This window comes from Polaromonas sp. CG_23.6, assembly GCF_029892315.1.
Taxonomy (GTDB): Bacteria; Pseudomonadota; Gammaproteobacteria; order Burkholderiales; family Burkholderiaceae_C; genus Polaromonas.
This window is the reverse complement of record NZ_JARXUY010000001.1, coordinates 3,963,286-3,983,025: the sequence shown is the minus strand read 5'-3', so window position 1 is coordinate 3,983,025 and position 19,740 is coordinate 3,963,286. Positions and strand designations below refer to the sequence as shown.

Sequence of the window (19,740 nt, the reverse complement as noted above, 5' to 3'; positions counted from 1 at the left end):
CCTTGCTGTTTATCGATCAGCGCTTGCCGTGTCCAGCCACGCCTGGACTTCGGTGCCATCGTCATCGGCATAGATTTTCAGCGCGCCGCCCAGGCCTTCCATGCGTTCGCGCATGTTGCGCAGGCCTATGCCGCTGCGCTGGTCGGTTTGTATCTCCCGCAGATTGAATCCCTTGCCGTCATCCTTGATCGACAGGCTGATCTGGTGGCGATGGTAGACCAGCTTGACGCGCACATTGGCAGCGCCCGAATGCAGCTTGGCATTGGTGAGGGCTTCCTGCGAAATACGAAACAGCGAGGTGCTTTGGTTCATTGGTATGGCGCACGGCTTGCCGTGGGTTGAAAACACGATCTTCATGCTGCATTGCTCCTGCACTTCGTTGGCCAGCACCTCGATAGCCGGGCCCAACCCGAAGTCGTCGAGCAGTGCGGGGCGCAGGCCGTGGGAGATGCGGCGTACTTCGAGAAGTGCCTCGCTTAGCCGCTCCAGGCCACGTTTGAGCGGTCCCATGATCTGCAGATCGGCCAGCGTGCCTTTCGCTGCTGCCCCGGACCGCGCCACATTGCTGACATCGATGTCTTCGCTTGCCTGGTTTGCCGCCGTCAGCCGGTTTTCCAGCTGAAGCTGCGCGGTTTCCAGGAAAAATTTTGACGACACCAGTACCTGGACAATGCCGTCGTGCAATTCTCTGGCCACCCGCAAGCGTTCTTCTTCCTGCGATTGCACCACCCGCTGCGCCAGGTAGCGCAGCTTGGCCCCCGATTCCTTGTTGTCGCTGATATTGAGCGCCAGTCCGGCCATACCCATCAAGATGATGGAAATAACAGCAATTGCGTACATGCGGATTTCGGTTTCACGGATGTTGGCCTGTGCCTGCGCGTCTATGCCTTGCAAGGCCTGCTCGATGTCGTCAAGGTAAAGGCCGGTACCCAGCATCCAGTCCCAGGATTGCACCGGCTCCACGTAGCCGAGCTTGAAGGCCACCTGCTTCGATGATGGTTTTTCCCAGTAATAGCGCACGATGCCGCCGCCATTGCGGGTTGATTCGAGCAGCTTTTGAATCGGGAAGTCGCCGAAAGGATCCTTCATGCTCCACAAGTTCTGGCCCACCAGTTCGGGTTGGCGCGGATGCATCACGTTCTTGCCATTCATGTCATAGACAAAGAAGTAACCGTCTTTTCCATACTCCAGCCGGCTCAGGATGGCGATCGCCTCTGCCTGGCTTAGAGGGTTGGCAGCGTCCTTCAGCAGCGGCGCTATCGCACTTTGGGCCAGCTTGACATTGGCGCGCAGCTCGGCCTCGCGGCTGGCCAGATAGGTCGATTCAACCAGATCGCGTTCCTGCTTTGCCAGCTTGACCGTCTGGTTGTGCACCGTCAGGATCACCGAGCCCAGAGCAATGCTCATGGGCACGATCGACAGCAAAAATATCTTGAGCCGAAGCTGCATGCAAGTGTCCACAAAATACGCCACTGCCTGCGCACCGCAGCGGCTAAATCCACAAGCCCTGACTTTGTCCGGCGTTGGCCGTCATGGCCAGGCGCAACTGCGTGAAGGCCGCAGCAACCAGCCCGCCGTCAGGCCATAGCCACAGCGCTGGCGTATTTTAAGTAGTAATGCGTAGGGGAAAACAGACCTTTGCGACGGAGTAAAAAATTTAATAATCCGTCCAACAGCGCAAGCTGGTATTGGCCGCCACCCGGCACGCCATCGATAGCGCAGCGCTGTCAAGTGCCGTGGGCACTGGCCGGCAACGCACTGGCTTTATTTGTTTGTTTTTTTATTAGTATTTTCTACCTTTGATGGAGACACCCATGAGCCTGAGTTTTGCCAAATTGGCGGTTGCGACAGCTATCCTGAGTTTTACCGGCATGGCCATGGCCGCAGATCCGATCAAGATCGGTGTGACAGGTCCTTTCACCGGCGGTTCGTCGTCCATGGGCGTGAGCATGCGTGACGGTGTCCGGCTCGCGGTCGATGAAATCAACAAGTCTGGCGGCGTGATCGGTCGTCAGCTGCAGGTCGTCGAGCGCGATGACGAAGCGAAAAACGAGCGCGGTGTGCAAATTGCGCAGGAGCTGATCAATAAGGAAAAGGTTGCGGCCACCGTGGGCTACATCAACACCGGCGTGGCGTTGGCATCACAACGTTTTTTCCAGGAAGCCAAAATTCCGGTCATGAACAATGTGGCCACCGGCAGCCTGATCACGCAGCAGTTCAAGGATCAGCCTGAAAACTACATTTTTCGCAACGCGGCGCATGACAACATTCAGGCGCCGATGATCGTGGAAGAGGCCGTCACACGGCGCGGCTTTAAAAAGGTCGCCATTCTGGCCGACTCCACCAATTATGGACAGCTCGGCCGCGCCGACCTGGAGACCGCTCTCAAGGCCAAAGGCATCACCCCGGTAGCCATCGAGAAGTTCAACATCAAGGATGTGGACATGACGGCCCAGTTGCTCAAGGCCAAGGAAGCCGGCGCCGAAGCCATCCTGACCTATGGTATCGGCCCCGAACTGGCGCAGATCGCCAATGGCATGACCAAGCTCGGCTGGAAAGTACCGATGGTCGGCAGCTGGACGCTGTCGATGGCCAACTACATCGACAATGCCGGCCCCGGCGGCGAGGGCGCGCGCATGCCGCAAACCTTCATCCAGGAGCCAACCACCCCAAAGCGTCAGTCATTCATCATTAATTACCTGAAAACCTTCAACCCCAAGAACCAGCGCATCGACTCACCGGTGTCGGCAGCGCAGGGCTACGACTCCATTTACCTGCTGGCCGCCGCCATCAAGCAGGCCAATTCGACCGACGGCCCCAAGATCAAGGCAGCGCTGGAAGACCTGAAGACGCCGGTTGAAGGCGTGATCACCACCTACAACAAGCCGTTCACGGCCAAGGACCACGAAGCCATCACAGCCAACATTCCGGTGTTTGGCGAGGTCAAGGGCCAGCGCGTGGTGTATGCCTATCCTGACGATCAGAAAAAGGCATCTGAAATACGCGTCAAAAAGTAAGTCTCAAAGACTGCTGAAGCCTAAGCACCGCGCCAAGTGACGCGGTGCTTTTTTATTGTCAGCTGCCACGGTGCGTGGCCTGACCACACCGATTTTTTTGCGGAATTGAATATATGGAAATCCTGCTCCAACTCATTTACAGCGGTGTCGCGCTGGGCATGATCTATGCAGTCATTGCCTTCGGCTACCAGCTCACGTTCCAGACCTCCGACACCCTGAACTTCGGCCAGGGCGATGCGCTCATGCTGGGCGCGATGGTCGGGTTGACGCTGGTTACCATGGGTGTGAATTACTGGCTGATGCTGCCGCTGGTGATTGTTTTCGGGTTGTTGCAGGGCAGTTTGGTCGAGCGCATCGGCGTGCGCCCGGCGATCAAGATCAAGAGCGAGTTCGGCTGGATCATGTCCACCATTGCGCTCGGCATCATTTTCAAGAACGTCGCCGAAAACATCTGGGGCCGCGACGACCTGAAATTTCCATCTCCCTTGCCCGAAGCGCCGATCAAGGTGCTGGGCGCCAACGTGCTGCCGATGGAAATCCTGGTGGTGGTCGGCGCTGTGCTGATGATGCTGGCGGTCGAGTTCTTCAACCGCAAGACAATTTATGGCAAGGCGGTGGTCGCCACCTTCAACGACCGCGACGCGGCCAAGCTGATGGGCATCAACACCGGGCTGGTGATCACCTTTTCATATGCACTGTCGTCGGCGACTGCCGCATTTGCCGGCGCGCTGATTGCGCCGCTGACGCTGACCGGCGCGACCATGGGGTCGGTGCTCGGCCTCAAGGCCTTCGCTGTCGCCATCATCGGCGGGCTGACCAGCGGCATGGGCATCATCGTCGGCGGCATAATCCTGGGCGTCGCCGAAACCACCACCGGCTTTTACCTCTCCACTGGTTACAAGGACGTCCCGGGCCTGGTGCTGCTGCTGCTGGTGCTGGCGTTCAAGCCGGCCGGCCTGTTTGGCAAAAACGCGATCAAGAAAGTTTGAAGATGAACCGCAAGACACTAACAGCTGCCATTCTCGGGCTGGCCTTGCTGGCGGCCGTGCCGCTGATGACCAGCAATTCGTACTACGTCCACATGGTCGGCACGATCATGATCTACGCCATCTTGCTGTATGGCCTGGACATCGTGGTGGGCTACACCGGCCAGGTGTCGCTGGGCCATGCCGGCCTGTTCGGCGTTGGCTCGTACACCGCCGGCGTGCTGTTCATGAAACTCGGCGCACCGCTGTGGGTCATCATTCCCGCCAGCATTGCGGTCACGTCGGCCTTTGGCGCGCTGCTGGCGCTGCCCGCGCTTCGGGTGACAGGGCCCTACCTGGCAATGGTGACGCTGGCCTTTGGCACCATCATCCAGATACTGATTAACGAGATGACCTTCCTGACCGAAGGACCCCTGGGTATCACCATTCCCAAACCCTCGATATTTGGCGAAAAACTGACCGAGCATGGTTTTTACTGGCTGACCTTCGGCCTGATGGTGCTGTCGCTGGTCGTGGTCGACCGCATTCTGAAGTCGCAGCTCGGCCGCGCTTTCGAGGCACTGCGCGGCAGTCCGGTGGCGTCTGACTGCATGGGCGTGTCGGTTTACCGCTACAAGGTCTATGCATTTGTCATCAGCGCCGGATTTGCCGGCCTGGCTGGTTGCCTGTATGCGTATTCAGAGCAGTACATCTCGCCCAATACCTACAACTTCGAGCTGACGGTGCTGTTCCTGCTGGCGGTCATCATGGGCGGGCGCAAGACCCGTTCGGGCGCCTTGCTGGGCGCGGCCATCATTGTGATTCTTCCCAAGCTGCTTGATGACCTGGAACTGTTTCGCATCGTCGCGACGGCGCTGGCTACGCTGATCACCATCGGCGCAGTGGTGGGCGTGATCCGGAAGATCACCACGCCCAAGGCCATGGCGATTCCGGTGGTGGGCACCATTGCGCTGGCCGGTTTTGCCTTCTGGCTGCAGTCGATCACCGACTGGCGGCTGAGCATTTTCGGCCTGATGATTCTGTTTGTCGTGTATTACCTGCAAAACGGTATCGTCGGCTTTGTGCGTGCCCTGTTCCATGTCCGCAAGCCGGTGTCCGATGACTTGGACAAGGCGGGAGCAGACACCGGCAAGGACGCCATTTCGGTTGCCGCCAGCGCTGTCGAAAAGGGTGGCGACTTGTTGATCGCCAAGGGCGTGCTGATGCAGTTCGGCGGCCTCAAGGCCATCAACCAGGTGGATTTGCGCATCCAGCGCGGCACCATTCACGGCCTGATCGGCCCGAACGGCTCGGGCAAGAGCACCATGATGAATGTGCTGACCGGCATTTATGTGCCAACCGCTGGCAGCATCAACTTTGCCGGCCGCTCGGTGGTCGGGCGCACCTCTTCCGACATCGCGCTGTCGGGTATTGCGCGCACCTTCCAGAACGTGCAGCTGTTCGGTGAAATGACCGCGCTGCAAAACGTTCAGGTTGGCCTGCACCACACGTTTGACAGCAACATCGTCGATGTGGCGCTGCATACCCCACGCTACAAGCGCGAGGAAACCTCGGCTATCCAGCGCGGCATGGGGTTGCTGCGCTTCGTCGGCCTGGCTGATCTGGCGACCGAGGAAGCTCGCAACCTGCCCTACGGCAAGCAGCGTCTGCTGGAAATCGCCCGTGCGCTGGCGTTGGACCCGCAACTGTTGCTGCTCGACGAGCCGGCCGCCGGACTGACCGCGCCCGACATCAAGGAGCTGATCACCATCATCCGCAAGATCCGTGACCACGGCATCACCGTGATCCTGATCGAGCACCACATGGACGTGGTGATGGGCCTGTGCGACACCGTTTCGGTGCTCGACTTCGGCCAGAAAATTGCCGAAGGCAAGCCTGCCGATGTGCAGGCAGATGAAAAGGTCATCGAGGCCTACCTCGGCGGCACGGCGGCATAAGGAAACAACACCATGTTGAGTATCAAGAATCTGGAAGCCGGCTACGGCAAGGTGCAGGTCCTGCACGGAATTTCGATGGAAGTGCCCAAAGGCAAGGTGGTCACGCTGATCGGCTCCAATGGCGCTGGCAAGACCACCACCATGCGCGCCATCTCGGGCATGATCCAGCCGACCGCCGGCGAGATCAACCTGCACGGCAAGCGCATTGATGGCCTGGAGTCCTACGCCATCGCCAAGCAGGGGCTGGCGCATTCACCCGAGGGCCGGCGCGTGTTTGCCACCATGAGCGTGACCGACAACCTGATCCTTGGCGCGTTTCCGCGCCTGACCGGCAGCCGCCCCAAAGGCGATGTGGCGGGGGACCTGGAACGCGCGATGGACATGTTCCCGCGCCTGAAAGAGCGGCGTACCCAGTTGGCCGGAACGCTGTCGGGTGGCGAGCAGCAGATGCTGGCCATGGCGCGCGCCGTGATGCTGAACCCCGAGATCGTGCTGCTCGACGAGCCGTCGATGGGCCTGGCACCGATCCTGGTCGAAGAGGTGTTCCGCATCATTGCCGACCTGAAGTCGCGCGGCGTCACCATGCTGCTGGTCGAGCAGTTTGCCGCCGCCGCGCTGAAGGTGGCCGACTACGGCTATGTACTGGAAAACGGCCGCATCTCGGTGCATGGCGAGGCGTCCAAATTGCGCGACGATCCGGCAGTGAAAGCCGCCTACCTGGGCGGCGGGCATTGATGCCAGATGCTGTCTGCTATTGAAACAATAGCTGCTGATGCATGTGGGTATTGCGGAAAAGGCCTGAAACGCTTAAGAAATACGTTGTGAGAGCGCCTTGGTTGGCGCAAGCCGCTGCTTGTTTCTTAATCCACCTTGAGGCCCTTGAGCGCCGGGTCTTCGGGCGGGTAGCGCAGGTCAAGTTGTTCCAGCGCCTGGCGAACGCGCAGGGCGATCATCAGGTTGCGGTGGGTCTTTGAATCGGCCGGTACCACCATCCACGGCGCCCACGTCGTGCTGGTGGCATTGAGCAGGTCTTCATACGCCTGCTGGTAGGCCTTCCACTCTTTGCGCGCCTCCAGATCGCCCATGGCAAACTTCCAGTGTTTCGTGATGTCGTCAATCCGTTCCTGCAGCCGCGCGCCTTGTTCCTTAAAACTGATGTGCAGCATGAACTTCAGGACCACCGTGCCGTTTTCCGTGAGCATGCGCTCGAAGTCGTTGATCTGCTGGTAGCGCTGGGCAGTTTGCGAAGGCGTGATCCAGCCCTCGACCGGCGGCACCAGCACGTCTTCGTAGTGGCTGCGGTTGAAGATCATGATGTCGCCGGCGGCCGGCACCTTCTGGTGGATGCGCCACAGGTAGTCGCGGGCTCGCTCGTCTTCGCTGGGCGCTTTCCAGGCTGCCGTGTGCACGCCCAGCGGGCTCATGCGGCTGAACACGCCGCGCAGTGTGCCGTCCTTTCCCGAGGTGTCGGTGCCTTGAAGGATGACCAGCAGCTTGAAGCGCCGGTCGGCATAAAACAGGTTTTGCAGCCCGTCCAGTTCAAGTGCCAGTGCATCCACCGTTTCCTTGTCGCGTGACTTGTCATCGGATGAAAAAGGTTTGGCACCCGGGTCGAAATCGGCCAGATTGCAGCGCTTGGCTTTTTTATTTTTGTCTTTGTCGGTTTCGTCGGCCTGCGGGACTTGCCAGAGCAGCAGTTTTTCGGCAAGCGCCTTGCGTTCGTCCTTGCTGGCTGGAACATCAAGTCCATTTTTTCCGTAGGGGGCATCAGCCGTTTTCGAGTTCATCAGGACCTCCAGAAAATGAGGGGATTGCCGCTCATTCTGCGCGCCAATGTTCTTGCAGCTTGAACGAATACACTTATTTTCATGCCAGAGGCCGCGCCGTCCGCGTCGCGGGAATGGACCGGCCCCCGGCTTCAACATGACAGGAGTTTTGATGGAAACCGATTCAACAGGCACTGCTGCAGACATCAGCGTGCAGGCGGCGACTGGTTATGCCGGTGATATCGCGCCAGCGTTGGCCTGGCAATGGCAGCAAGCAGGCCAGGCTGTGCTGGTCGATGTGCGAACCGATGCCGAACGTGAATGGGTGGGTTTTGTTCCGGGTGCCGTGCCGTTGTCCTGGAAACTGTGGCCGGGCATGGCGCTGAACGCCGGTTTTGACGCGGCCTTGAAGGCGGCGGTTCCTGCGGGCACCAAGGTCGTTTTCCTGTGCCGAAGCGGGGTTCGCTCGGTGGACGCTGCCCGCCGCGCCACTGAACTGGGGCTGGAGGCTTACAACATTCTGGAAGGTTTTGAAGGCGACGCCGACGAGCAGGCGCAGCGTGGCAAGCAGGGCGGATGGCGAATGCGCGGCCTGCCGTGGATGCAAAAGTAACGCTCGGACGGAAATTTTTCAGCGACACATTGCAAGCATTTTTTAAGCGGGTACGAGTCATACGACCTGTCAGATGTAGCAGGGGTTATGGCGTGACTATTTGTGAGAAAGTTTTCAATAAGTCTGTTTTCAACAAAGGAACAGTCTTATGCAAGTACTCGATCGCACCACCCCTGTCGCTCACCGCAACCCGCCCCTTTTGCCACGGTTGCAGGAACGCTTTGAACAGAAGTTCATGGCCCACTGGCAAAGCCACTGGGGCGGCAAACCCATCCTGCATGGCAGCAACCCCGGACCCAATTCGATCCGGCTGGATGGCAACGACTACCTGGGCATTGCCGGCCATCCGGACATCGTCCGGGCGCAGATTGGCAGCCTGCAACACAGCAACGAATCCGTGATCCAGTCGGGCGTCTTTTTGCTCGACGCCCATCCGTGCCGGACGCTTGAAGCGTCACTGGCCGCCTGGGTCGGCAAGGAAGACGGTTTTATCTGCCAGTCGGGCTATTCGGCCAATGTCGGACTGTTGCAGGCAATTGCCGACGAGCAGACGCCGGTCTACCTTGACAGCCTGGCGCATACCTCGCTTTGGGAAGGCGCGCGCGCCGCACGTGCGCCAGCCCATGCATTCCGGCACAACGACCCGGAGCACCTGTCACGCATGATTGAGCGCCATGGCCCCGGTGTGGTGGTGGTCGATTCGGTGTACAGCACCACCGGCGCGCTGTGCCCGCTGGTCCGCATGGTCGAGGTGGTTGAGCAGCATGGCTGCACCCTCATGGTCGATGAGTCGCATTCGCTGGGCACCCACGGTCCGCAAGGCGCTGGCCTGTGTGCCGAACTGGGCTTGACAGACCGCGTGCATTTCATCACCGCCAGCCTGGCCAAGGCGTTTGCCGGCCGTGCCGGCTTTTTCACGATTCCTGCCGCCATGCGCTACTACGTGCTGCACAACAGCTACCCGAACATCTTCAGCTCCTGCCTGCTGCCGCACGAGATTGCCGGACTGGCGGCAACGCTGGAAGTGGTTCGGGGCTGTGACGCCGAGCGGGTGCGGCTGCATGCCAACACGCGCCGGCTGCGCGCCAGCCTGCTGGACATGGGCTATCCGATCTACCAGGGCAGCCAGCAGATCATTGCGCTGGAAACCGGCACCGAGCCAGCCACCATGGAGCTGCGCGACGAGTTGGAAGCGCACCAGATTTTCGGCGCGATCTTTTGTGCTCCCGCCACGAGCCGCAACCGCGCCATGGTGCGGCTGACGCTCAACGCCGGCCTTACCCCTGCCGAGATGGACCGCATCGAGCACACGGCGCGTACGCTGCTGCCGGTGCTCAAGCCCTGGGACTGGCCGATTGCCCGGCGCGCACGCACCGAACAGGTGTGAGGCTAATCTTGCGGCAGGTTTCTTTCACCATGGTGGTCCAAAAACCGCGTGTAGCTGGTGCCCAAACCCGGGCTGAATGCCTCGCCAAGGGCAAAGATGGCGGCGTGAAGTCGGCCGGCTTCGCCGTTCAACACGAATGCTTCGCAAGGCCCAGGCTGATGGCCGGCGCCCAGCGCCAGCTTCAATTCCAGGTCGATCAGCTTGCTGCCGCTGCGAATGTCCTGGACGACGCGTGCGTCCCATCCCTGGGACAGCGCCATCTCGGCCAGTTCGCCCAGGTTGCTCGCCGGCTCCAGCTGCAGCCAGCTGGCCTGGCCTTGGGCATTGAGCGCCAGCATGCCGAGCGGCGCGCCGATGACGACATGTTCGGTCCAGCCCTGCTGCTTCGTGAGGTCTTGCAGCGCCTGGAAAATGACCGGGTCGGCCAGCAGCGCAAGCTGGCTGGGCGACAGCGTGGCGCACCAGATCTGCTGATGGCGCTGGTCGGGCTGGTGGCGCAGTTCCTCCACGGCGCGCGTCAAGCTGGCGCGCAGGTCGGGCGTCTGTTTCGGGATGAACTGGTTGATCAGCCCCCGGTTGAATGCCGAAACCGCCAACTGCTCGTCAGCGCGGCCGGTGAGCAGGATGCGCGAGCCGGGCCAGTCCTGCAATTCGCCCAGCACGCGCAGGCCGCTCATGGCCGGCATGGCGTAGTCCACCACGGCAACCTGCACCAGCCCGAAGCGCGCAGCCCCGTCGCCCTGCCAGTAGCCCAGGATCTGCGGGATCAGCAGGGCGCCTTCGCGCCAGCGGTGAATGATTTCCTGCTGGAGCCAGGCGTCATTTTCACGCTGCGCGTTGTCTTGCTTCAACAGGTCGATACAGGCAACGGGCCGCAGGAACAATTGCACGGGCCAGTCGGCAGGCATGACCTCACCCAGCATTTCCAGGTAATCCGGGTCATCGTCGAGAAAAATAACACCGCCGGGACGGCGGTAAAGGGGGAAGGACATAGTGCTGGGCTTTATCAAGAAAATTGAAATGCAGGCAAAGTCAGCGTTCAGGCAGGTGCAAGCGGCAGGTTCAGCGTAAAGACAGCGCCTGTGGCATGACCTGACTTCACCTGGATGCTACCCCCTGCGCTGCGCAGCACCTGCTGGCAAAAAGCCAGGCCCAGGCCATGCCCGATGCTGCGGTTGCTGGAGAAAAAAGGCTTGAAAATATGCGGCAGCAAGGCCGGATCCACACCGACGCCGTCATCGGCCACGGCAATGCTGCCGCCGTCAGGCCCACAGTCGACCGTGATGCACAGTGCTCCGGCCGCGTAAGACGAATCGGCGGCGGCCAGCGAGTGCAGGGCGTTTTTCATCAGGTTCATCAGCACCTGGGAAAACTGGGCACGGGGGCCATGAAAGTTGAAGTCATGGGTGATGACCACCGTGACGCACTCGCGCTGCCGGTTGGAGGTGTAGGGATAGGCCGCCAGGGTTTCAGTGACCAGGCTGGCGGCGCCGACCACTTCGCTGTAATGCGGCAGCTGCAGCAGCTTGGCGTTGGCGATCTGGGTGTCGATCTGGTGGTTCATGGCACGCACCAATGCCTGCAGGCGCTGGCCCAGCTGCTCGAGCTTGGCCGCACGCGGGTGCGCTTGCTCACGCCGGATTTCCATCTGCAGCGCATCCCCGATCAGCGATGCCGTGGACAGCGGCGTTCGCAGCTCATGCGCCATGATGCCCATGGTGGCCAGCATGTGGGCCAGCTGGTCACGCCGCAGGTTGGCCGACGACAGGCCGAGCAGCAGCGCGCAGATCCAGCTGAAGGCGATGACCACCATATCGACGGGGTTGGCCTGAAGACCGTTTGGCATCAACCCTGCAAACAGCGCCCATGACAGCAAGGCGCCGCTGACGATGCCTGCCGTGGCAATGCGCCAGTCGGTCAGTTGGTAGTAGCACACAATGATGATGCATGTGGTTGCCAGCCAGGCGGCGCTGCCAGCGTTGCAAAAGTACATCCAGCTGAAAAAAAGCGGAATTTCGATCCACATCACCACAGTGACCAGCCACCGCGTGGCGGGCCTGGAAAAATCCTGGGTCAACCCAGGCAACAGCAGTGTGGCGGCCAGCAGGCTCATCAAACCGCGCAGCCACAGGTTTTCGTAGGGTTGCACCAGCCACCGGGACCAGATCCAGCCGAACAGCGGCTGACCCAGCACCGATGCCAGTCCCAGCAGCCGAATGCGCCACGGCGACGCATGCAAAATCGGCTCCAGCGGCTCTAGCGGCAGCAGTGTCCAGCGACTTGGCGAACGCTGTAAAAATTGTGAGGTGCGGTGAATTTTTTTCATCTGGCGTACAACCAGAGCCTGTGTGTCAGCCCATAAAATTTTCTGGCCTATTGAATCATTGTCTCTGTTCTTTCCCTTGACCACCCATGCAACCACCGGCTAATTTTGACAATATCTGTCTGGACGGCATCATGAGCGACTGGCTGTCGTGCCTGCGCGAGTTTTCGGTCGAGGCGCTGGTGGTATTGGGTCCCGACCCATTCGCCGCAGAGGAGCGCCGGCTGGTGCTGGCCTTGCATCCGCCGCGTCTGCTTGAAGCGGCGCATGCGCTGGCGGCCAGCCAGGACTTCGGCGCGCTGTGGCGGGACTCCGATGCCCCGTTGGTCGCCTGGCAGGATATTTCCCGCTCTGCCTTCGGGGACATGGGCCACTGGCGCAGGTTGTGGCTGGCGCATGGCTTTCAAAGCGTTGTGCGTATCGCTTTTCCACTGACCATGGGCCGCGCGTTTGAATGCTACCTGTTGAGCGCGCGCCAGTGGGCTGACCGCAGCGAGCCGTCGCAGCTGGTCTGGTCGGCACTGAACATCTGGCCGCTGCTCAAGCGGGCGCTGGCCCAGGCACGAAACCCCCTGAGCCCGCGCGAACTGGAGTGCCTGGAGCTGGCGTTCCAAGGCATGACGGCGCGCAAGACCGGCGAGGTGCTGAGGTGCAGCGAGCGCACCGTCAACTTTCACCTGGCCAACGCCATGGGCAAGCTCAAAGTCGAGAACAAGCTGGCAGCAGTGCAGCGCGCCTGCTGGTTCGGCCTGATCTGAACGGGCGCGGCAGGGCACCCCGTGACGGGAAAACTTCATTGATGAGGCGCTGGCCGCAGAATAAACCTGTTCATAATTCAGCCCCATGACTTTCCTAGCGCTTGATGTGGGTAACACCCGCCTGAAATGGTCCCACTACGACGCCCCGGTGGTGGGCGCCAAGCTGCTGGCCCATGGCGCGGTGTTCCTTGAAAACATTGACCGCCTGGCTGAGGAAGACTGGCAGGGGCTGGCCGAGCCTTCGGCCATCCTGGGCTGCGTGGTGGCGGGCGACGCCGTCAAGCGGCGCCTGACCGAACAGATGGAAATCTGGGACGTGCTGCCGCGCTGGGTGATTTCCAGCCCGCAGGAAGCCGGCTTGAGTAATGGCTACGACCATCCGGCGCGGCTCGGCTCCGACCGCTGGGTGGCCATGATCGGCGCACACCACCGGCTGCTGGCGCGCGGCATTCGCAAGCCCTGCCTGGTGGTGATGGTGGGCACCGCCGTCACCGTCGAAGCCATCGACGCGTCGGGCAAGTTTTTGGGCGGCATCATCCTGCCAGGCCACGGCATCATGCTGCGCGCGCTCGAATCGGGCACGGCAGGCTTGCATGTGCCGACCGGCGAGGTGCGGGATTTTCCGACCAACACCAGCGACGCGCTGACCAGCGGCGGCACCTTTGCGATTGCCGGCGCGGTCCAGCGCATGGTGGACAACGTCACGCGCCACTGCGGCGAAGCGCCCGAATGCATCATGACCGGCGGTGCCGGCTGGAAAATGGCGCCGAGCATGACCATCAATTTCGAGCTGGTCGAAAACCTGATCTTTGACGGCCTGCTGGAAATTGCTTCACGGCGCTTCAAAGCCTGATGCTATCGAATTAATAGCTATTTTTGCCCGTGGATAAAGCGCAGGAAGGTTTTTTACGCATGATCAATGTGTAAAAGACCTGTGCTGGAGCCACCCGCCTTCACGCCTCATGTCACGCCAGCGTCAGTCACCATCTGCCATTTTTTCGTGGAACTTGTCGCTAAGATAACCGGCAGTTACCCAAAGCCTTCCCTTTGGAAACTGACTGCAAAAAACCAACGGAGCATTTCCCATGTCAGACTTGAAAGCGGCTTTCGACCAAGCCATGCTGGATTCCAAAAATCTCAGCGAGCGGCCCGACAACGCCACGCTGCTGAAACTCTATGCGTTCTACAAGCAAGGCAGCACGGGCGACAACCTGGAGAAAAAGCCCGGCTTCAGCGACATGGTGGCGCGCGCCAAATGGGACGCCTGGAGCAAGCTCAAGGGCACTTCGCAAGACGCGGCAATGCAGCAGTACATCGACCAGATCAAGGAACTCGGCTGATCCGGCTGGCACCGTCATTTATCAATAGAAAAGGTCTTTTGCGCAAGCGGGACGGGAGAATCCTGCTATCGATTTGATGTTTTTTTGTGCGCCTGGCGGCTTCAGTCGGCCTTGATGTTGGCCAGCTTTATCACGCGGCTCCACATGTTGCGTTCGCTGGCGCCAAGCACGGCCAGTTCCGGGCCGTCCATGGCGATGGCCTTGGCGCCCTGGTCTTCGGCGCGTTTCCTGAAATTTTCCGATTCCACCACCTGCCGGATGGCCAGCGACAGCCGGCCCTGCAGGTCGGCGCTCAAGCTGTTCGGGCCATAGACCGCGAACCACGAGGTGGCGACCAGCGGCACGCCGGCTTCGGTAGCGGTTGGCACATTGGGCAGGGCCGCCAGGCGCGTGCGGCCGGTCACCATCAGCGCTTTGAGCTTTCCCGCGCGGATGTGCGGCAGCAGCGGTGGCGGCGTGGTGATGGTGAAGTCCACCGTGCCGGCCAGCAGATCGTTCAGCGCCGGGCCGGTGCCCCGGTAGGGAATGTGCACCATGAAGGTCTTGGTCAGGTCCTTCAGCAGCTCGGTGGTGACATGCTGCAGCGAGCCGTTGCCGCTGGACGCGTAGTTGACCTTGGCCGGGTTGGCCTTGACGTATGCCAGGAACTCGGCAAACGTGTCGGCCGGAAAATCGGCGCGCACCACCAGCAGCTGCGGCGCATCAATCAGGTGGCCGAGCGGCTTCAGGCTGGTGGCCGGGTCAAAGCCCGCGACCGGCTGGATCAGCGGCGTGATGCACTGGTAGCCCGAATACTGCACCAGCAGGCTGGTGCCATCGGCCGGCCCGCGCGCCACCAGCTGGCCGGCAATATTGCCGTTGCCGCCGCCCCGGTTGTCCACCACCACCGACGTCTGCAGGATCTTGCCCAGCGGCTCGGCCAGCATGCGCGCGGAAATGTCGGTGGTGCCGCCGGCCGCCGTGGGAACCACCAGTGTCAGCGTCTTGCCGGCGAGCTGCGCACGCACCGGGTTGAGCCAGGCGGCCGCGCCGAGGCCGGCGGCGGTGACGAGGGTTCTGCGGGAAATAAGGGTCATGTCTGTCTCCTGTTAATGGTGGGAATGCGCTCAGGCGGGCTCGGAAATCTCGATCAGGTTCAGGTCCGGGTCGCGCACATACACCGAGCGGATTTTTTGCGTCGCGCCGGTCCGCATCACCGGGCCTTCGATCACCGGCCAGCGCGCCTGCGCCAGCCGGGCGATCACGTCTGCCAGCGGAATACTCGCCAGAAAGCACAGGTCCAGCGAACCGGGCACCGGCAGATGGGCCTTGGGTTCAAACTCGCAGCCCTTGACATGCAGATTGATTTTTTGCGCGCCGAATTTGAACGCCTTGCGCACCACCGGCGGCGTTCCGCCGACAAAGGTTTCAAGCGCCATGCCCAGCACGCGGGTGTAGAAGTCCACGCAGGCCGCTTCGTCGGTGGTGGTCAGCACCAGGTGGTCAAGGTGGCTGATCATGCAAATTGCGCCCGCAGCTCGGCCACATTGGCTGGCGCCGGATGCAGGTCGGTGATGCGGCCGGCCTTGGCCACCTGGCCGGGCACGTCGTGGCCGACGATCTGTGGCATCAGGCGCGCCACGGCCAGCAGTTTGGGCAGGTTGATGCCGGTGTCGTAGCCCATGGCGTCGAGCATGTGAACCGCGTCCTCGCTGGTCACGTTGCCGCTGGCGCCGGGCGCATACGGGCAGCCGCCCAGGCCGCCCAGCGAGCCGTCCAGGCGTGTGATGCCGCCTTGCACGGCGGCCAGCACATTGGCCAGCCCCATGCCGCGCGTGTTGTGAAAATGCAGGGTCAGCTGCAAGGCCGGAAAATGCTGTTGCAGCGCCTCGGCCATGCGGCTGACCTGTGCCGGATGCGCCATGCCGGTGGTGTCGCAAATGCTCAAGCCGCGCACGCCCAAGCCGGCAAAGCGCTCGGCCCAGCGCAGCAGCTCGCGCTGCGGCACGTCGCCTTCCATCGGGCAGCCGAAGCCGCAAGACAGTGACACATTGATGGGCGTGGCGCCATCGACATCGCGAATCACCTCTGACAGCGCCGCAAGGCTTTTGTCGCGCGGCATGCGCAAATTCGCCAGGTTGTGCGTCTCGGACACCGACATCACCAGATTCAGTTCGTCGGCGCGCGACGCCAGCGCGCGTTCGGCACCGCGCAGATTCGGCACCAGCACGGTGTATTCGACGCCGGGCGTGCGGTGGATGCGGCCCATGACTTCCTCGGCATCGCGCAGCATCGGAATCGCCTTTGGCGAGGTGAACGAGGTCACCTCGATTTTGGCGTAGCCGCATTCGCCGAGCGCATCGACCAGCGCCACCTTGTCGTCGGTGGCAATGAAGCGGGGCTCGTTCTGGAAGCCGTCGCGCGTGACGACTTCATTGAAAAAAATGCGTTTGACGGGGGTCATCGGGTTCACTGGCTTGCTCCTGCAACGATGCCCTGGTCTTTCAGGGCCTTGATCTGGTCGGGCGACAGGCCCATCTCGCGCAGCACGGCGTCGGTGTCCTGGCCGATCTGCGGCGCGTTGCGGCGGTGGCTGCCCGGCGTGCGCGACAGTTTGGGCACGATGCCCGGCACGGCCAGCAGGCTGCCGTCGTCCATGCGCACTTCGTTCAGCATGCCGCGCGCCTGGTAATGCGGGTCGGCGGCGATGTCGGCCACGGTGTAGATGCGGCCTGCCGGCACGGCGACGGCGTCCAGTGCCGCCAGCACCTCGCCCACCGTGCGCTCGGCAGTCCACTGGCCGATGGCGTCGTCGATTTTTTCCACCTGGGCCACGCGGCCTGCGTTGTCGGCCAGCGACGGGTCCGTGCAGAGGTCATCGCGGCCGATGGTGTTCATCAGCCGTTTGAAAATACTATCGCCATTGCCTGCAATCAAGGCATAGCCGCCGTCCTTGCAGCGATAAGCGTTGCTTGGCGCGATGCCGGGCAAGGCGCTGCCGGCCGCGCCGCGCACCGCGCCGAACGCGCTGTATTCGGGCAGCAGGCTTTCCATGCAGTTGAACACCGCCTCATACAGCGCCACGTCGATCACCTGGCCCTGGCCCGAGCGCTGGCGCTCCTGCAGCGCCAGCAAGATGCCGATCACGCCGTGCAGCGCGGCCAGCGTGTCGCCGATGCTGACGCCGACGCGCACCGGCACGCGGCCGGGTTCGGCGGTCAGGTGGCGCAGGCCGCCCATGGCCTCGGCCACCACGCCGAATCCGGGCTTGTCGCGGTAGGGGCCGGTCTGGCCATAGCCGCTGATGCGCAGCATGATCAAGCGTGGATTGAGTTTCAGCAGCGCGTCCGGCCCCAGTCCCCAGCCTTCCATTGCGCCGGGGCGGAAGTTCTCGATCAGCACGTCTGATTCACTGGCCAGCCGGCGCACGATGTCCTGCGCCGCCGGTTGCTTGAGGTCCAGCGCCACCGAGCGTTTGTTGCGCGACTGCACCTGCCACCACACCGAGATGCCGTCCTTCAACAGCCGCCATTTGCGCAATGGGTCGCCGGTGCCGGGCGTTTCGATCTTGATGATGTCGGCGCCAAAGTCGGCCAGTGTCTTGGCGGCGAACGGGCCGGCAATCAGCTGGCCAAGTTCCAGCACCTTCAGCCCGGCCAGCGGACCCGGCACGGGAGAGGGGGTTGAGCAGTCTTGGGTAGGCATGGCGGCGAGTGTGCCGCTGCCGCCGTGCGCTGTCTATTCCTGCTTTGACGTGCAGGCGTTCGCATTTTGCGAAGGCCCAGCCAGGAAATCCACCAGCGACAAGATGCCTGCGTCAAGCTGGCCCTTTGCACAGGCCACCAGCAGGCGGCGCTGCGCCCACGGTTCGGCCAGCGGACGCCAGCTGATGTTCATGGCCTTGACGATGGGCAGGCAGGCCGCTTTTGGCAGGATGGCAATGCCCAGGCCTGACGCCACCATGTGGCACACGGCATCGAAACTGCGCACCTGCATGCGCAGCTTGAATGGCCGGTGCGCGGCCAGCGCCGACTGCTGCTGCTGCTGCAGCATTGCCGCGCCGGCGGTCAGGCTGATCCATTCCTCGTCCAGCGCGTCGGCAAAGGCCAGCGGTGTCTGGGTGCCGGCCAGCCGGTGCCCGGCGGGCAGCACCAGCACCAACTCGTCCTGGCGAAACAGCCGCGTGTCCAGCCCGGCAGTGTCTGGTCCCTCGACAAACACCGCAACGTCGGTGCGCTGTTCACGCAGCGCGGCGGCCACGGCGTCGGACACCTGCTCTTCCACGTCGATCTGCACTTGCGGGTGCAACTGGCCGTATTGCGCCAGCAAAGGTGGCAAAAACTGGCTGATGGCCGCGCTGCTGGCGCACAGGTGGATGTGGCGCGCTGTGCCCCGGCGCAGATCGGCGAGTTCGGCGCCGAGCTGGTCCATGGTCTGCAGCAGCCTCAAGCCGTGCTTGACAAAGACGCGCCCGGCGGCCGTCGGCTGCAGGCCGCGCGCATGGCGGTCAAACAGCGTGTCGCCCAGTGCCACTTCAAGTTCCCGAATGCGCCGGCTGGCCGCACCCAACGCCAGGTGCGCGCCTCGCGCTGCCGCCGTCAGGCTGCCGGTCTGGGCGCAGTCCACCGCCAGGCGGATTGACACCAGGTCAAACCGGGCAAGGTTGTAGCGCATGGCGGTCTTTGGTGATCAAGCTGCTTTTTTGCGGAGTCCTGCTTTTTTGGCAATCAGTGCATCGAGATTTTTGACAATTTCGGCTTCTATCTTTTCCTTGAAGGCCCTCAGCAAAAACCCCAGCTTTGCCGCCAGTTCAAAACTGTTTTCCGTCACGCTCAGCGTGCCGTGGACGCCGGAGCGGTTGAAACTGAGCAGGTCGCTGCTCGCTCCTTCTTCGTAGGTGCATTGCATGCCAAATTCCACTTTGGCCTTTTCGGCCCATTGGGAAGCAATCTGGCGTGCTGCATGCAGGCCCAGGTTGTGCGTGCGATCAATGTGAATGTCAGCCATGGGTTTTCCGGAATATTGATGTTCGGCGCTTGCCGCTCGTTATTGCGCAAGCGGCAAGCCGTGGACGACATCTTAAAACCGTTGCCACGCTGACACTGATTTCAGTGGCAACCAAGTTTGTGTGAAATCTTGAATATGAAAAAAATAAGTACTTCAATGCGCAAGGTGTTGGCAATAACCAGATGTGTCAATTGGCATTTTTGTGGATAATTTGGTAAGTTTGTTCGATACCGAACAGACTTGGTAATGGGTTGGCTGATAAGTTACAAAAATAACATTTGTTTCTTGAATATTGGATATTTCCAAACAGACAAATGCAGGTAAACAACTTCCGGATTTCTTTTCCGGAAGAAATACCTTGAGCTCCCAACAAAAAAATTCACCCATGTACACAAATCTGTCTGCTACTTCCGCCGCAGATTTTCTGAAGGACGCTGAAGCTGTCGTTTCTGGTGTCAATAGCAAGGTCCGCGCCAGTTGTGTCGCCTCTTGTTTTGTAAAAACCAGAAAATTCACCAAGGGGGAACCTGCGGGGCTGCCGCACAACAGGGTTCATTGCCCCGACATGCAGCGCAAAGCCTTTTCCTTCTTTGTGAACACCCCGAAAAAGGGGCTGCAATGAACTGG

At 61.3% G+C, this 19,740-nt stretch carries 21 protein-coding genes; 11 read left to right on the top strand and 10 right to left on the bottom strand.

Going from position 1 to position 19,740, the window contains the following annotated elements:
* Positions 1 to 9 precede the first annotated feature (9 nt).
* The gene (locus H4V98_RS18845; RefSeq protein ID WP_196861949.1) at positions 10 to 1,449 is read right to left on the bottom strand and encodes a cache domain-containing protein; all 1,440 of its coding nucleotides are present in this window, start codon (positions 1,447 to 1,449) and stop codon (positions 10 to 12) included.
* On the opposite strand from H4V98_RS18845, the gene H4V98_RS18840 reads away from it, so the two are divergent.
* The 5 genes from H4V98_RS18840 (at position 1,448) to H4V98_RS18820 (ending at position 6,675) form a co-directional block, all read left to right on the top strand.
* Positions 1,448 to 1,588 carry a hypothetical protein gene (locus H4V98_RS18840; RefSeq protein WP_196861950.1) on the top strand — a complete coding sequence of 47 codons (141 nt, stop codon included), beginning with the start codon at positions 1,448 to 1,450 and terminating at the stop codon, positions 1,586 to 1,588. The two genes, H4V98_RS18845 and H4V98_RS18840, sit on opposite strands and share 2 nt — an antisense overlap.
* A 283-nt stretch (positions 1,589 to 1,871) precedes the next feature.
* Positions 1,872 to 3,017 carry an ABC transporter substrate-binding protein gene (locus H4V98_RS18835; protein WP_231374571.1) on the top strand — a complete coding sequence of 382 codons (1,146 nt, stop codon included), beginning with the start codon at positions 1,872 to 1,874 and terminating at the stop codon, positions 3,015 to 3,017.
* Positions 3,018 to 3,130: 113 nt separating this feature from the next.
* Positions 3,131 to 4,006, top strand: coding sequence for a branched-chain amino acid ABC transporter permease (locus tag H4V98_RS18830; protein ID WP_196861952.1), 876 nt, complete (start codon positions 3,131 to 3,133; stop codon positions 4,004 to 4,006).
* Between the two features lie 2 nt (positions 4,007 to 4,008).
* Complete coding sequence (locus tag H4V98_RS18825; protein WP_196861953.1) at positions 4,009 to 5,940, top strand: branched-chain amino acid ABC transporter ATP-binding protein/permease; 1,932 nt, start codon at positions 4,009 to 4,011, stop codon at positions 5,938 to 5,940.
* A gap of 12 nt (positions 5,941 to 5,952) precedes the next feature.
* Positions 5,953 to 6,675 (top strand): ABC transporter ATP-binding protein, encoded by a 723-nt coding sequence (locus tag H4V98_RS18820; RefSeq protein WP_196861954.1) that lies wholly within the window; start codon positions 5,953 to 5,955, stop codon positions 6,673 to 6,675.
* 125 nt (positions 6,676 to 6,800) lie between these two features.
* Here the strand turns inward: H4V98_RS18820 and H4V98_RS18815 are convergent, their stop codons facing one another.
* Positions 6,801 to 7,727, bottom strand: a complete 927-nt coding sequence (locus H4V98_RS18815) for a PPK2 family polyphosphate kinase (protein WP_280757831.1) — start codon at positions 7,725 to 7,727, stop codon at positions 6,801 to 6,803.
* Between the two features lie 151 nt (positions 7,728 to 7,878).
* Here H4V98_RS18815 and H4V98_RS18810 point away from each other — a divergent pair, with 151 nt between their 5' ends.
* Both H4V98_RS18810 and cqsA read left to right on the top strand, forming a co-directional pair.
* The gene (locus tag H4V98_RS18810; protein ID WP_196861956.1) at positions 7,879 to 8,319 is read left to right on the top strand and encodes a rhodanese-like domain-containing protein; all 441 of its coding nucleotides are present in this window, start codon (positions 7,879 to 7,881) and stop codon (positions 8,317 to 8,319) included.
* 148 nt (positions 8,320 to 8,467) lie between these two features.
* On the top strand, positions 8,468 to 9,706 hold the full coding sequence (gene cqsA / locus H4V98_RS18805; protein ID WP_196861957.1) for an alpha-hydroxyketone-type quorum-sensing autoinducer synthase: 1,239 nt from the start codon (positions 8,468 to 8,470) through the stop codon (positions 9,704 to 9,706).
* Positions 9,707 to 9,708: 2 nt separating this feature from the next.
* Here the strand turns inward: cqsA and H4V98_RS18800 are convergent, their stop codons facing one another.
* Both H4V98_RS18800 and H4V98_RS18795 read right to left on the bottom strand, forming a co-directional pair.
* Complete coding sequence (locus tag H4V98_RS18800; protein ID WP_196861958.1) at positions 9,709 to 10,698, bottom strand: response regulator; 990 nt, start codon at positions 10,696 to 10,698, stop codon at positions 9,709 to 9,711.
* 47 nt (positions 10,699 to 10,745) lie between these two features.
* On the bottom strand, positions 10,746 to 12,032 hold the full coding sequence (locus tag H4V98_RS18795) for a HAMP domain-containing sensor histidine kinase (protein WP_196861959.1): 1,287 nt from the start codon (positions 12,030 to 12,032) through the stop codon (positions 10,746 to 10,748).
* 86 nt (positions 12,033 to 12,118) lie between these two features.
* Here H4V98_RS18795 and H4V98_RS18790 point away from each other — a divergent pair, with 86 nt between their 5' ends.
* From H4V98_RS18790 to H4V98_RS18780, 3 genes are all read left to right on the top strand, one after another.
* Positions 12,119 to 12,787 (top strand): helix-turn-helix transcriptional regulator, encoded by a 669-nt coding sequence (locus H4V98_RS18790; RefSeq protein WP_196861960.1) that lies wholly within the window; start codon positions 12,119 to 12,121, stop codon positions 12,785 to 12,787.
* 85 nt (positions 12,788 to 12,872) lie between these two features.
* Complete coding sequence (locus H4V98_RS18785) at positions 12,873 to 13,640, top strand: type III pantothenate kinase (RefSeq protein ID WP_196861961.1); 768 nt, start codon at positions 12,873 to 12,875, stop codon at positions 13,638 to 13,640.
* Between the two features lie 232 nt (positions 13,641 to 13,872).
* A complete protein-coding gene (locus H4V98_RS18780) occupies positions 13,873 to 14,127 on the top strand; it encodes an acyl-CoA-binding protein (protein ID WP_196861962.1) in 255 nt (84 codons plus the stop codon).
* A 101-nt stretch (positions 14,128 to 14,228) separates the two neighbouring features.
* Here H4V98_RS18780 and H4V98_RS18775 read toward each other — a convergent pair whose 3' ends face one another.
* The 6 genes from H4V98_RS18775 to H4V98_RS18750 are packed head-to-tail and all read right to left on the bottom strand — an operon-like array spanning position 14,229 to position 19,113.
* Positions 14,229 to 15,203 (bottom strand): tripartite tricarboxylate transporter substrate binding protein, encoded by a 975-nt coding sequence (locus H4V98_RS18775; protein WP_196861963.1) that lies wholly within the window; start codon positions 15,201 to 15,203, stop codon positions 14,229 to 14,231.
* A 30-nt stretch (positions 15,204 to 15,233) separates the two neighbouring features.
* Positions 15,234 to 15,626, bottom strand: a complete 393-nt coding sequence (locus tag H4V98_RS18770) for a VOC family protein (protein WP_196861964.1) — start codon at positions 15,624 to 15,626, stop codon at positions 15,234 to 15,236.
* Entirely contained in the window at positions 15,623 to 16,570 is a 948-nt protein-coding gene (locus H4V98_RS18765) for a hydroxymethylglutaryl-CoA lyase (RefSeq protein WP_196861965.1), read from the bottom strand. Before H4V98_RS18765 ends, H4V98_RS18770 begins: the two co-directional genes overlap by 4 nt.
* A gap of 5 nt (positions 16,571 to 16,575) precedes the next feature.
* Positions 16,576 to 17,811, bottom strand: coding sequence for a CaiB/BaiF CoA-transferase family protein (locus tag H4V98_RS18760; RefSeq protein WP_196861966.1), 1,236 nt, complete (start codon positions 17,809 to 17,811; stop codon positions 16,576 to 16,578).
* Positions 17,812 to 17,844: 33 nt separating this feature from the next.
* Positions 17,845 to 18,780 carry a LysR family transcriptional regulator gene (locus H4V98_RS18755; protein ID WP_196861967.1) on the bottom strand — a complete coding sequence of 312 codons (936 nt, stop codon included), beginning with the start codon at positions 18,778 to 18,780 and terminating at the stop codon, positions 17,845 to 17,847.
* A 15-nt stretch (positions 18,781 to 18,795) separates the two neighbouring features.
* Entirely contained in the window at positions 18,796 to 19,113 is a 318-nt protein-coding gene (locus tag H4V98_RS18750; protein ID WP_196861968.1) for a polyhydroxyalkanoic acid system family protein, read from the bottom strand.
* Between the two features lie 385 nt (positions 19,114 to 19,498).
* Here H4V98_RS18750 and H4V98_RS18745 point away from each other — a divergent pair, with 385 nt between their 5' ends.
* Positions 19,499 to 19,735, top strand: coding sequence for a hypothetical protein (locus H4V98_RS18745; RefSeq protein WP_196861969.1), 237 nt, complete (start codon positions 19,499 to 19,501; stop codon positions 19,733 to 19,735).
* Positions 19,736 to 19,740 lie beyond the last annotated feature (5 nt).